The organism is Deltaproteobacteria bacterium (assembly GCA_040223695.1).
Classification (GTDB): domain Bacteria; phylum Desulfobacterota_D; class UBA1144; order Nemesobacterales; family UBA2774; genus JAVKFU01.
The window spans coordinates 535,551-548,449 of record JAVKFU010000015.1 but is presented as its reverse complement, the minus strand read 5'-3'; the positions used below and the strand labels follow the sequence as shown (position 1 = coordinate 548,449).

The window sequence follows — 12,899 nt, the reverse complement described above, 5'->3', positions numbered from 1 at the left end:
AATTAGAGGAGGATGGAAATTGAGAAAAGCAAGGTTAAAAAGCAAAACCCATCCTGTATCCGATCACTCGAAATCCAGGAGCGGATCGATCAAGAACAAAAAGAAAAAGAAGAACGCTGAATTTACAAAGTCGGGATATGATAAATATTCGGATGAAACTGAAAGTACGGAGCGGGATGACGAATTCTTGATTGATGTGGATGAAAAGGTTCTCTCGGAATTGTCCGAGACTGAAATCGACATGAAGGAAGATATATCCAAAGAGCAGGAAAGCTCTGAGGAGAAAAAGCAATTTACCCCTGATGAGGAATTCAGGCTTCTTCAGGTTTATTTCAGGGAGATGGGAATGGAGCCGCTACTGACTCCGAAAGAAGAAATCGAAGTTTCGGCGAAGATAAAGAGGTGTGAGGCTAAGGCGGCGGAGATGAGAACCGTATTCGAGAATCTTTTCCGGAAAAGACTCGGCAAGGCTCTCGAAGGCACGGTTTCGCAGGTAGAGGGGCTCAAGCCCAAGGGCGCGGCAAGGGGTAGAAAGCGCCCCGGCGCTCGTAAGTCATCAATCGCTAAACTCGACGGCGAAGCTGCGAAAAGGAGCATAAGGAGGTCAAGCCTCCTGTCCAAGGCGTATATGTCGAGGGCGAGGAGATTTAAAGAAAGGTTTATCAAGGCGAATCTGAGACTCGTGGTGAGTATAGCCAAGAGGTACATGAGCCGCGGGCTTCCGCTGCCCGATCTTATACAGGAAGGAAATGTAGGTCTTATGAGAGCGGTTGAGAGATTCGACCATACGAAGGGATACAAGTTTTCCACCTATGCCTCATGGTGGATACATCAGGCGATATCACGCTCGCTGCTCGATCAAACAAGGACGATAAGAGTGCCGGTGTACGTCCTGGAGCAGGCTACCAAAGTACACAGGATCAGCTCGGTGATGAATAAGGAAATGGGCAGAAAGCCGATGCCGGAAGAAATATCAAAAAAGACCGGTATATCCATTGAGGGCGTCAAAAGGGTGCTCGAGGCCACTAAGGAAGTCGTGCAGCTTGACTCCCCGGTTCTTGACGGAGAGAAAACCACTCTGCTGGATTTCATACCTGACGATATTTCCTCCACCCCCGACTACGCTTTCGCCAAGGCCACTCTCACGTCGAAAATAATGGACGCGCTCTCCACTCTGACACCGCGGGAAGAGCAGATACTGAAGATGAGGTTCGGTATCGGGTTCGAGACAACGCTCACGCTTGACGAAATCGGCAAGCACTTTAGACTAACAAGGGAGCGCATAAGGCAGATAGAAAAGAGAGCGCTTGAGAAGCTTGAGGACTCCGATGTGGGGGCGATATTGAAAAGCTTCATCGAGTAGAGTCGATGCTCCTCGGACTCACCCTTAAAAATTTCACCATTATTGACGACATATCCGTAAGCTTCGGTTCCGGACTAAATATAATCACCGGGGAAACCGGGGCCGGGAAGTCCGTTATAATAGACGCGGTTAATATTATACTCGGCGGAAAGGCCGCGCCGGAATATATAAAATCCGGCAAAGAAGAAGCTCATCTCGAAGCCCTCTTTGATATTTCGTCCGCTAGCGCCGTTAAGGACAGGCTCGAATCCGCGGGGATCGATTCCGAGGACGATGAACTCCTTATAAAACGCATAATCTACAGGAAGGGAAGAAGCCGCGTTTTTATAAACGGCGGCATCGCTACCCTCCCCATTCTGGCGCAAATAACCGACGGAATCATAGACATATTCAGCCAGCATGAGCATCAGAGTCTTCTGAAAGAGGAAAATCACCTGAAAGTGCTGGATGAAGTAGGCGGGGTCAACGCCGATCTATACGTCTTAAAGGATTTATATCTGAAATATAAAGCCTTGAATAAAGAAATCGAGAGGCTCGTGGCAAGCCAGCAGAACCTCATCGAGCGCGGGGGGTTCCTCAAGTTTCAGTGTGCCGAAATCGACGATGCGCTCCTCCGGGAGGGCGAGGACGAAGAGCTTGAGGAGGAGAAAAAGAGGCTCCTTAACAGCGAGCGCCTCCTTTCGGCGGCCCGGGGGGCCTATGAAACGCTTTACGAGGACGAACCCTCGGTGCTTGGAATCCTGAAGAGACTCTCGTCCGACGTTCTGGACGCGAGCCAGGTAGACCAGCAGCTCAGCGAAGCTGCGGAGTCTCTTCAGAATTCTATCCTTCAGATAAGGGACGCCGCGTTTACGCTCAGGGACTACGCCTCCGGGCTTACATTCGAGAGCGGCAGGCTGGATGTAATAGAGCAGAGACTCCAGGAGCTAAGAGATCTCAAAAGAAAGTACGGAGAGACAATAGAGGACATACTGCATAAAAGACAAGAGCTTGGGAGGGAGCTTCACGGCATAGCCAATTACGAGGAGGAGCTGTCCCGGCTCAGGCGGGAGTTTCACGATATGAAAAATGAGCTCACGGCTATTGCAAAAGAAATATCCGTCAAGAGAAAGGATATCTCGAAAAAACTCGCTCGCTCAATTGAAAAGGAGCTCGGGGAAGTCGGTATAAAAGGCGCCGGATTTTCGGTCAGTTTTGAGGAAAAGGAAATCTCGGCTGACGGCGCTGACAGGGTGAAGTTCCTGTTTTCAGCGAATCCGGATGAAGAGCCTAAACCGCTTTCGAGAGTCGCTTCAGGGGGGGAGCTTTCCCGCATAATGCTCGTACTCAAGGAAGTGATAGCGAAGATAGAAGGGGGCTCGGTTATTATTTTCGACGAGGCTGACTCCGGTATAGGCGGGGCGGTCGCGGAGACAGTCGGCAGAAAAATAAGCGGGCTCTCCGAGTCCTGTCAGGTCATCTGCATCACGCACCTTCCCCAGGTAGCCAAATTCGCCGACTCTCATCTGGTTGTCACAAAGACGCTCGAGAATAAAAGGACTCGTGTTCAGATTAAAAACCTCGGGCGGGAGGAGCGCGTGCAGGAACTTGCCCGCATGCTGGGCGGGATCAATATCACTCAGAAGACTATAGACGCCGCGCACGAGCTTCTGAATAACTAGAAAGCCGTGCTTCCCGCAGCCACTCTGTATATATATTTTTAAGATTGTCTAAAAGGCGGGGCGTCCGGAGAATTTCATTTTGAAAAGACCGACCAAACCTCTTAATAGATAATTCCCGGGGCTTTTCGGCTGACCTTTTTCAGCGCCTAATAAGCCGCAAAAACAACTGCCGCCACTACGGTCGTCCACAGGCGTCTTTTATCACCCACCGCGGTCTGCGTGTTGCTCATCGTCTTTACTATATGGCCGCTGATTTCCCATATATCTTTCTGGTCGTCGTAGCTTTTATCAGGATCGAACGGCGCGCCAAGCGTAGTGGCAAGCATGTAGGCCGCTAAATCTTCGGCATATTCGCCTGCGACCGTATCGTTTTGTCCGTAACTGTGATGCTCGGATATATAACCGTATCTGCCTTGGTCTTTAGGGATTGCTATACCGGTCGAGGCGGCAATCAGGCGGTTAGGCTCGTTTGTAGCATTCTCGCTCATCACAACGTGCACGATCTGACCGGGTGTAAGATGTCTGAGGCCTTTATTACGCGGGACCAGCGAGCAGTTCGGAGGGAAAATACTCGATACTTTCACCAGATTATACTCGGCTATCTTAGCGTTTCTGAGGGCCATCTCAAAGCTCGTCAGCTTTTCCCTGTGTTTTCCCACGCCTTTCGTAATGAAAGCTTTCTTCGGTAGCAGCAATGGTTTTTACCTCCGTAAAATAAAACCAAGATTCTCTACTAAAATGAAGAAATGTCAATACTCGAAGAGAGCTGTTTAAGAGATACCGTCATTTTTATAGAATCAGCGCCGGGTCTTGTAGGTTTTTTGGCAAAATTCGTGCACATTTTTAATCATTTTATTTCCTGAATTAATATGAATATCCATATAAGCCCTTGAATTCATGACATTAATGCTTAATTTGTCAATTGGCATGATAATTGCTTATTATAATTGCAATGTGTGATATGCAGGTTTTCAAATAAATATAGCGAGGTGAAGACAAATGGAGATAACTATCGCCCCATATACAGTGGAACCTTCTTGCGATTGCTCGCATGAGGCTGTCGGTATGAATAGGGAGCTTCATATCAGAGACTTTCACACGCCCATTACTTATTGGGGGGTCTTTCTCGATGAAAACAAGATTTCGTCGACATCGAGTAAAGAGCTTGCTGAAAAAACCAGAGAGTGGATGGAAAACTGGCTCGCTACTTACAACTAACTGACCAAGCACACATGATGGTGTGCTTCTACGATTTCTTCTGAGCTCCTCATTTTTAATAATTGCGGGGGCGGTATCGTTCCGACTCCGCTGACGCACAATGTGCGCTCATATCCGATTTCTTTCTGGCTCCCCGGTCTGGTCGATCATCCTCGTCAGTTTCGTTGCTCCCGAATGCGAGCACATGTTATGTGCTGAGGCGCATGATGTAAGCTCATATCCGATTTCTTTCATGCCTCCCCGTGAATCATGAATTGTTTCCTTTCTTTTTGACGCCATTCCCGGTTTAAGAGTATATTAATTGAAGCTGCAGTGGACGCCTTGTACGTCGGGAGAGCTTTATAAATGAAAGCGGTTGTCACAGGGGGTACGGGTTTTATAGGCGGAAGGCTCGTCGAGGAGCTTGTGGAGAAGGGCTACAAGGTCAGATGCCTCGTCAGGGACACGAGCGACGTGAAGATTCTTAAGGAGCTTGGGGTGGAGCTTGTTCACGGCGACCTGGGAGACACCGAATCCTTAAAGAGGCTTCCGAAAGGCGGGAATGTGGTATTCCACCTCGCGGCCCTCGTCTCGGACTGGGGCGAGAGAGAGGATTTCTACAGGTACAATGTGGACGCCACAAGGACGCTTCTCGAAGCCTCCCTTAATTCGGGCGTCAAAAGGTTCGTACATATGAGCTCTTCCACCGTAGTGTGGAAATCCGATTTCTGGAACGTACACAACCTCACGGATATTGACGAGACATTTCCCTACAGGGATAAGTACAATGATAACTACAACGCCTCCAAGGCGGACGCCGAGAAGCTTGTGCTGAGTTTTAACAGTAATAAGAGCCTGGAAACGGTAGTTATAAGGCCGTCGAACGTTTGGGGCGCAGGCGATACCGTGATTCTCCCGCGCGTCGCCATGGCTGCGAAGAAGGGAATACTCTTCCCCATGGGAAGCGGAGAGAGAACCGTAACCCCGTGTCATGTGGACAATCTTGCCCACGCCCTTCTGCTCGCGGCCGAGAAGGGCAACGTCTCCGGGAACATTTATTTTATAAACGACGGCGTTAAAATAGGTTATATGGAGTTTCTCCGGAAGCAGCTCAAGGCGGCGGGTATAGACTGGAAGCCCGGCTTCTCGATACCTTACAAGCTGGCATATTCGGGTGCGGCGTTTATGGAGGTTGTCTACCGTCTTATCAAGTCCGAAAAGCCGCCCGTCCTTACAAGATTCGCTGTAGCCGCGCTCGCCGGGAGCAGAAGTTACTCGATCGAGAAAGCGAGGAGAGATCTGGGTTACGAGCCCACCGTCGATTTGGACGACGGAATGAGGAAGATGCATGACTGGGTAAACCTCCTGGGCGGGACGGATGCGCTGCTAAAGTACTGAAAACGCCGCCCTTTATTTCCCGGCGTGAATAATGACGATGCCTCATGATTGCAACCCCACGGCTTTTAATGTAATTTTCTTTCTGCCACTGACATGCCTGACTCGATCAAAAATCCCGTCTATGAAATAAAAGCCGAGGGAATAAAAAAGGAGTTCGGTAATTTCGAAGCGCTCCGCGGCATAGATCTGGATATTAAAAAAGGTGAGTTCTTTACACTCTTCGGCCCTAACGGCGCCGGTAAGACAACTTTTATAAAACTGCTTGCGACGCTGATAAAACCCTCCGCGGGAACGCTTACCGTATCGGGATATGATACGAAAAAGCAAGCCGACAGTGTGAGGAAGATTACGGGAGTAATATCCCACGACCCGTTTCTCTACGAAAACCTGAGCGCGTTTGAGAACATAAAGTTCTTCGGGACGCTCTACGAAGTCTGGGACATAGACAGGAAGGCCAGGGATGTAATCAATCGGGTAGGCCTCGGGACGCGTATGCACGACCTCGTCAGGAATTTCAGCCGGGGCATGAAGCAGCGTCTTGCGGTCGCAAGAGCCGTTGTGCACGATCCTTCGATTCTCCTCCTCGATGAGCCCTATACCGGGCTCGATCAGCACGGCGCGCGCGTTTTCGGGAATATGCTCACATTGCTCAAGTCAGATAATCGCACTATCCTCATGACCACTCACAATATCGACGAAGGTCTCGACCTGAGTGACAGGGTCGGGATACTGGCCGGCGGGCGCATGGTGTATGAAGGTGCACGTGACGGCATGGACGCGCGGGAATTCAAGGAACTTTATTTATCCAAGGTAGAAAAGATTTAATCCGTAACTGACCATACATTTTTTATCTCGAATTTTTATCTCGAACAATCTTTCTGAAACCGATTACTTGCAGGCGCATCTTATCTTATAAACAGTTTCAGGGAGGTATGCTATGAAGAAGATTATCTGTTTGTCTGTTATTGCATTGTTATTTGGCGTTGTCCTTGCGGGCGTGAGTTACGCAGGGGATACCGAAAAGCAGGCCGCTCAGCTCTGGAGCACGATTCAGGACGCTAAGTATCAGGATAACTGGGCTCTCTTTCCAGGGAAGGGAAAACTCTACAAAGGGACCGAGCCTCACGGTATGCTCCTGACTACTTACGTTAATGAGACAGCGGATCAGGCGCTTAAGTCGGGCGCTAAGGAGCTTCCCATGGGGTCTATACTTATAAAGGAGAACTACATGCCCGATGAGAAGCTTGCTGCTATCACGGTCATGGACAAGAGAGGCGACGACAAGGATGACTGGTTCTGGGTTAAATTCAATCCGGATGGCACTGTGGCCACTATGGAAATGGAAAAGGACGGGAAAAAGATGACCACTTCCGTTGCGGGAGGAAAGCACACGATGTGCGCTATGTGCCACGCCGCCTCTACAGGCGGGGTTCACAACATCATGACTCCTGTTAACCAGTAAAATCCTAATAAATAAGAGGAGTTATGTTATAGTTATGAAGTATTGTCTCAATACCCTCCGCTTCTTCGGGCGGTGAGTTAAGAGTTTAACCTCACCGCCTTTTTTATTTTTAAATGAGGCTATTAAATATTATTTCTAACTAGCCGACAATCCACAATATATAAGCTGTAAATACAATTTCCATTTTCATTAATCCCTTAATATCTTATATTCGATACCCCAATCTGTTATAATAGCATTCCTGTCCGGGAAAAAGCAGGATCTGGAGGATGAACAGGCATTGAAAAAGGTGCTGGCGATTGTAAGAAAGGACATAGTTACGGAGCTTAGAACAAAGGAGATATTTACCTCCATGCTCACTTTCGCATTGCTCGTGATTGTAATATTCAATTTCGCTTTCGGTTTTTCTGCCGAGATTGTCAGGCTCGCGGCGCCCGCGATGCTCTGGATTACTTTTACATTCGCCGGGGTTCTCGGTCTCTCCCGCTCTTTCGCGCTGGAAAAAGAGGGGAACGCCGTTCTGGGTCTTCTGCTCACACCCACCGACAGAAGCCTTATCTATTTCGGCAAGATGATTAGCAACACCGTTTTCGTCTTTTTGGTCGGGCTGGTCATAGTTCCGATGTTCGTACTGTTTTTCAATTACAGCTTCCTGGATACGCTTATCCCGCTGGTGCCCGTTCTATTTCTGGGGTCCCTCGGGTTTGTGTCCGTGGGAACGCTATTTTCGGCTATGGCCGTTAACACGAGACTAAGAGAAGTGCTCCTTCCCATACTGCTCTTCCCGATTATAATCCCTCTTATAGTAAGCGCCGTAAAATTATCGGGACAGGTTCTGGACGGGAAATCGATAGCTCAAGGGTCTTCCGCTTTACAACTCCTCATTGCTTTCGATATAATCTTTATTGCCGCCTGCGCGGTGGTGTTCGAATTCGTAATAGAAGAATCCTGAGGGGGCTATCCGCACAGCATAAAAACCTGAGGGGGCTATCCGCACAGCATAAAAAAATGAGACTACTACTCGTAATACTCACGTTTATAGCAATGGTTGCTTCACTCTACGCGGCGTTCATTTACGCTCCCACAGAGCCTAAAATGGGCCACATACAGAGGATATTCTATTTTCATATGGGTACTGTATGGGTGGCTACCGTCGCCTTTATAATGGTATTTGTCTCAAGCATCATGTTCCTCTGGAAGCAGTCTCGCAAGTGGGACATACTTGCTTACTGCTCCGCCGAGCTCGGCGTTCTGTTCCTGACCATCACAATTATCACCGGAAGCATATGGGCAAAACCCGTATGGGGAACCTGGTGGACATGGGACCCGCAGCTCACGACCACCTTCATACTCTGGATACTTTATCTCGTTTACCTCGTGCTCAGGTCTTCTGCCGGAAACGATACGAAGAAGGCCAAGTTCGCCGCCGTATTCGGAATAATCGCGTTTATCGACCTGCCTCTGGTCTATATATCCGTAAGGGTAATGAGGGGTATTTCTCCCGTGGTATTCGGTCCCGGAGGGGGAGGGATAGAGTCTCAGATGATGCACGCTCTGCTCATAAACCTCGTAGCTTGCTCTCTTCTTTTTATAGTGCTTCTGCTCGAGCGCATGGACCTTGAGCGTATGAATGACACGCTTTCAAAGCTAAAACTCGGGACAGAGGTCTAAAATTCGGTATTATCCCTGTGGTAATGCAGTCGATAACAGACTTGTATTTTTAAATAAACAGTAGGGCATGTTACATCGAACATTCTGTATATATGACGTAGTATGAGCGTTTGATTTGGTTGCTCAGGTACAGGTGCCGGGTAATGGATATAAATACCGATATGTTCGACTTCTACATGGCTGCGGCATCTGCTGTAGGTTTAATCGAGTGCTTCTTCGGTTACAGGATATTCAGGTTTCTACTGGGAGTGATAGGTTTTATAACGGGAGCGGTTATTGCAGGAAGCCTCGGGTTCGAGCTATCCGGAGGGAGTGAGTTAATTTCAGTTATCGTAGGTCTGGCGGGCGGCTTTATAGGGGCTTTACTCATTTACTGGCTCTATTTTATAGGGGTTTTTGCTCTTGGAGCCGCTCTCGGTTTCGCGATTACGGCGTACGTTTACGGTCTCCTTAATGAAAGTCCCGTCTATTGGGTCGTGGCGGCTTCGTCGGCGGCAGGGGGGATTCTGGCAGTCTTCTTCCGGAAGCCGATGATTATTCTTGCCACGTCCTTCGGCGGAGCATTCGCTGCTGTGACCGGTATTGCGTATTTGCTGACCAGGAACTTCGACCCGCTTGATCCCGGATTCCTCAATACCCTGGGAGAGGATCAGCTCTACAGGATGGCGATAATCTGGTTCGGTCTCGGCGTGTTCGGCTTTGTCGTCCAGTACGCGCTGCTTCTCCGACGCGAGGAGGCAGAGGGAGTTGCCGAGGGAGAGGAGGAGGCGGAAAAAACGGCTGAATGACCGTTGCCGGCTGCGGGTTTAAGGCTTATAACTAAAATTAATCATTGACCCGTATGGTAAAATCTATGAAAATTAAAACAACTGCAACCGTTTGCACGCTTATGCGTCTTAATCAATGTAGGCGCGATAGTTCGAATAGTGCCCGTGGCAGGTATTCTAATAAAGCCCCGACTCGTATGAAGAAGAAAAACTTTCTTATGCTATTTCTTGCTCTTGCTGTATTGCCCCTGGTGTCAGGATGCTACGGTTCCCGGGACGGCGGGACCGTAAATCTTCGTTTCCCCGTCTCTGACATTGACGAGCTGAGCACCCGAACGGGGGTCGAGATCGACAGGGAAATTTCTTCAGACGGAAACGGCTCTTTGATGCTCCGGACCGAGTCGCTCGAAACTGTGGAGCTGTTTGAGATCGAGGACCCCGGTCTCGACAATACGAGAGCGGTTTACAGGGCGATGATCAGAACGGAGGGGCTTAGCGGGGAGGGGGAAATGAAGGGGATTGCGTATCTGGAGATGAAGGTCCTGTTCCCGGACGGGGAGGAGCTTGTTTCACGGGGCCCGAGAATACCGCCTACGGGGACTACTGACTGGACCCCTGTGGAGACGGTGTTATATGTAGATAAGGGGGGCAAGCCGGAAAAGGTATTACTCGGCCTGGTCGTTGACGGGAAGGGTAAGGTGTGGATTGACGACGTAGCGCTCGACTCCCGTCCCCTGAGGATCGACTATCTTTTTTGGGGGCACGCTGTTGTATGGATAATACTCATACTATATATTTATAACTTGATAGGAAAACAGAGAAGGATAAAAAAGGAGCTGGCGTCCCTGGAGACGGCAGCTCGGTAGGGCGCCTGGACGCAGGAGCCTAAAGAGGCAGGGAGAAATGCTAAAAGGCAAACTCAAATTTATAATCGCTATCTTGGTAATTGCTCTCGGCATAAGTTATCTGGTCTACGGCGGGGTTAAGGATACAATGGTTTACTATCTCACGGTGGAGGAGCTTCAACAGAGAGTCCCCTCGGTCTATAACGAGAGGGTCAGGGTTTCGGGAACAGTGGTGCCCGGAACGATTAACCAGGATACTGACGGCGCGCTCGAGTTTCAAATTACAGAAGACGGGAACAATATAGATGTCGTCTACGGCGGCGTTGTTCCCGATATTTTCAAGGACGATGTCGAAGCGGTTGTTGAAGGCGTATATACAGAGCGAAACGTATTCGAGGCCGATACGCTCCTTGCCAAATGTCCTACGAAATATGAATCTACGGATTCCTTGTATCAGCAGCAAAACTATTCAGGGGACGAATCTTACTGATGGTAGAGACGGGCAAGATTTCGATTTTACTTGCTTTTGCTATTTCCATCTACGTCGTGCTGGCTTCGGTATACGGAGCGAAAACCAATAGAAGGGATTTCGTAAAAAGCGCGCGGAACGGGACCGTCGCCGTGTTTATACTACTTTTTATCGCGATAATATCCCTTCTGCATTCACTCATTAATCTCGACTTTAGTCTGAAGTATGTTGCGCTTAATACAAGCACCGATCTCCCGGTTATATACAGAATTACCTCGCTCTGGGCGGGTCAGGCCGGCTCTCTGTTGCTCTGGGTTTTCATCCTTTCCATCTATTCGGCCATCGTAGTTCTGCAGACGAAAAACAAGAACAGGGCGCTCATGCCCTATGTAATAGCGACGCTCGGCGCCGTATCCGTATTTTTCTTGTTCATCACGGCCTTCGTTGAGAATCCGTTTGAGAAGCTTGCCTTTGTGCCTCAAGAGGGAAGGGGATTAAATCCAATTCTGCAGAACGTCTATATGGCCATTCATCCGGTCACTCTCTATCTGGGCTACGTGGGCGTGACGGTGCCCTTCGCGTTCGGTATGGGCGCTCTTCTGAGCGGGAGACTGGGGGACGAGTGGATAAGATACTCGCGCAAATGGACCCTCTTCGCATGGACGTTCCTCAGCGTGGGCCTTCTTCTGGGCGCGCGCTGGGCGTATCTGGAGCTCGGATGGGGCGGGTACTGGGCATGGGACCCGGTGGAAAACGCGGCATTCATGCCCTGGCTTGCAGGAACGGCGTTTGTACATTCCGTCATGATCCAGGAAAAAAAGGGCATGCTGAAAAAATGGAACATGTCCCTTATTATTATTACGTTCTTCCTCGCGATATTCGGGACATTCATTACCAGAAGCGGCATAATATCTTCTGTTCATTCCTTCGCTCAGTCCGACATAGGCCCGCTGTTTCTGGGCTTTATCGCGTTCATACTTCTCTTCTCGTTCGCCATGTTCCTCTACAGGCTCGGCGATCTGGAATCGGAGAACAGGTTTGATTCCATACTCTCAAGGGAAAGCGCTTTCATATTCAATAACCTTTTATTCCTGGGCGCCGCGTTCGCAGTCTTTCTGGGAACGCTATTCCCTATCATCTCAGAGGCGGTCACCGGGGAGAAGATTCTCGTGGGCTCCCCTTATTTCAACAGGGTAAACGTGCCGATAGGGCTTTTATTAATATTTCTCATGGGAGTGGGCCCGCTTATATCATGGAGAAAGGCGTCAAGGGAAAACCTTGCCAAAAATTTCCTGGTTCCCGTTATAGCCGCTGCGGTGACTGCTGCGGTTCTGATAGCACTGGGCATACGCGAAATTTACGCCCTGTTGTCATACGCCTTCTGCGCGTTCGTTTCCATGACAGTGTTTACCGAATTTTTCCGGGGTGTCAGAGTCAGGAGCAGGAGGGGCGAGAATCCCCTTCTCGCTTTCACGCGTCTCGTATCGAGAAACAGGAGAAGGTACGGGGGCTATATAGTGCATATAGGAGTCGTTCTGATAGTTATAGGAATTACATCCTCCTCGGTTTTCGTTACGGAGATTCAGGCTACGCTTGAGAAAGGCGAGTCGGTCAGTTTGAGAGACTACACCTTTACGTATGAGGGCATCGAGCAATACACCACCGACGCCAAGAACGCGACTGTAGCGAGTCTCGCCGCATTTGAGGGCGGAAAGGATATAGGTGTGATCGAGCCTGAAAAAAACGTTTACAAGTATGAGGGCAACCGCGAAATCAACCAGGAAACGGAGGTTGCGCTCAGGTCTACATTCACGAATGATCTCTACGTCATTCTGATGAATTTTTCAAACGACGGCTCCGCTACTTTCAGGATCATAATAAACCCTATGGTAAGCTGGATATGGGCCGGAGGCCTGGTGCTCCTTCTTGGGGCGATTGTTACCATGTGGCCCGAGGGACGGAAGGAGCGCGAGGGGGCGTTCGTCAGGTACACTCTGGGTGAGAAGGACAGTACTGTAAAGGCATGAACAGTCCTTTTCGTCATTTGCTGTAAATTTATCTATAGG

Annotated in this window: 13 protein-coding genes; 12 read left to right on the top strand and 1 reads right to left on the bottom strand. The window is 49.4% G+C overall.

Translation table 11 applies throughout. From position 1 onward, the window contains the following. Positions 1-19: 19 nt before the first annotated feature. Positions 20-1,363 (top strand): sigma-70 family RNA polymerase sigma factor, encoded by a 1,344-nt coding sequence (locus RIG61_06770; GenBank protein MEQ9618860.1) that lies wholly within the window; start codon positions 20-22, stop codon positions 1,361-1,363. 5 nt (positions 1,364-1,368) lie between these two features. Continuing rightward, the gene (gene recN / locus RIG61_06765) at positions 1,369-3,024 is read left to right on the top strand and encodes a DNA repair protein RecN (GenBank protein ID MEQ9618859.1); all 1,656 of its coding nucleotides are present in this window, start codon (positions 1,369-1,371) and stop codon (positions 3,022-3,024) included. 146 nt (positions 3,025-3,170) lie between these two features. Here the strand turns inward: recN and RIG61_06760 are convergent, their stop codons facing one another. Beyond that, on the bottom strand, positions 3,171-3,716 hold the full coding sequence (locus RIG61_06760; protein ID MEQ9618858.1) for an arginine decarboxylase, pyruvoyl-dependent: 546 nt from the start codon (positions 3,714-3,716) through the stop codon (positions 3,171-3,173). Positions 3,717-4,089: 373 nt separating this feature from the next. Here RIG61_06760 and RIG61_06755 point away from each other — a divergent pair, with 373 nt between their 5' ends. From RIG61_06755 to RIG61_06710, 10 genes are all read left to right on the top strand, one after another. Beyond that, a complete protein-coding gene (locus RIG61_06755) occupies positions 4,090-4,242 on the top strand; it encodes a hypothetical protein (protein MEQ9618857.1) in 153 nt (50 codons plus the stop codon). Between the two features lie 345 nt (positions 4,243-4,587). After that, positions 4,588-5,619, top strand: a complete 1,032-nt coding sequence (locus RIG61_06750) for an NAD-dependent epimerase/dehydratase family protein (protein MEQ9618856.1) — start codon at positions 4,588-4,590, stop codon at positions 5,617-5,619. 93 nt (positions 5,620-5,712) lie between these two features. Beyond that, the gene (locus RIG61_06745; GenBank protein ID MEQ9618855.1) at positions 5,713-6,444 is read left to right on the top strand and encodes an ABC transporter ATP-binding protein; all 732 of its coding nucleotides are present in this window, start codon (positions 5,713-5,715) and stop codon (positions 6,442-6,444) included. Positions 6,445-6,556: 112 nt separating this feature from the next. Further along, positions 6,557-7,081: a hypothetical protein gene (locus RIG61_06740; GenBank protein MEQ9618854.1), complete on the top strand. Its 525-nt coding sequence runs from the start codon at positions 6,557-6,559 to the stop codon at positions 7,079-7,081. Positions 7,082-7,370: 289 nt separating this feature from the next. Next, positions 7,371-8,033: a heme exporter protein CcmB gene (locus RIG61_06735; GenBank protein MEQ9618853.1), complete on the top strand. Its 663-nt coding sequence runs from the start codon at positions 7,371-7,373 to the stop codon at positions 8,031-8,033. Between the two features lie 56 nt (positions 8,034-8,089). Next, a complete protein-coding gene (gene ccsA / locus RIG61_06730) occupies positions 8,090-8,752 on the top strand; it encodes a cytochrome c biogenesis protein CcsA (GenBank protein ID MEQ9618852.1) in 663 nt (220 codons plus the stop codon). A gap of 143 nt (positions 8,753-8,895) precedes the next feature. Continuing rightward, a complete protein-coding gene (locus tag RIG61_06725; GenBank protein ID MEQ9618851.1) occupies positions 8,896-9,540 on the top strand; it encodes a DUF4203 domain-containing protein in 645 nt (214 codons plus the stop codon). A 176-nt stretch (positions 9,541-9,716) separates the two neighbouring features. Next, on the top strand, positions 9,717-10,385 hold the full coding sequence (locus RIG61_06720; GenBank protein MEQ9618850.1) for a CcmD family protein: 669 nt from the start codon (positions 9,717-9,719) through the stop codon (positions 10,383-10,385). Positions 10,386-10,422: 37 nt separating this feature from the next. Further along, complete coding sequence (locus tag RIG61_06715) at positions 10,423-10,854, top strand: cytochrome c maturation protein CcmE (GenBank protein MEQ9618849.1); 432 nt, start codon at positions 10,423-10,425, stop codon at positions 10,852-10,854. Next, positions 10,854-12,860, top strand: coding sequence for a heme lyase CcmF/NrfE family subunit (locus RIG61_06710; protein ID MEQ9618848.1), 2,007 nt, complete (start codon positions 10,854-10,856; stop codon positions 12,858-12,860). Before RIG61_06715 ends, RIG61_06710 begins: the two co-directional genes overlap by 1 nt. The last annotated feature ends 39 nt before the right edge of the window (positions 12,861-12,899 follow it).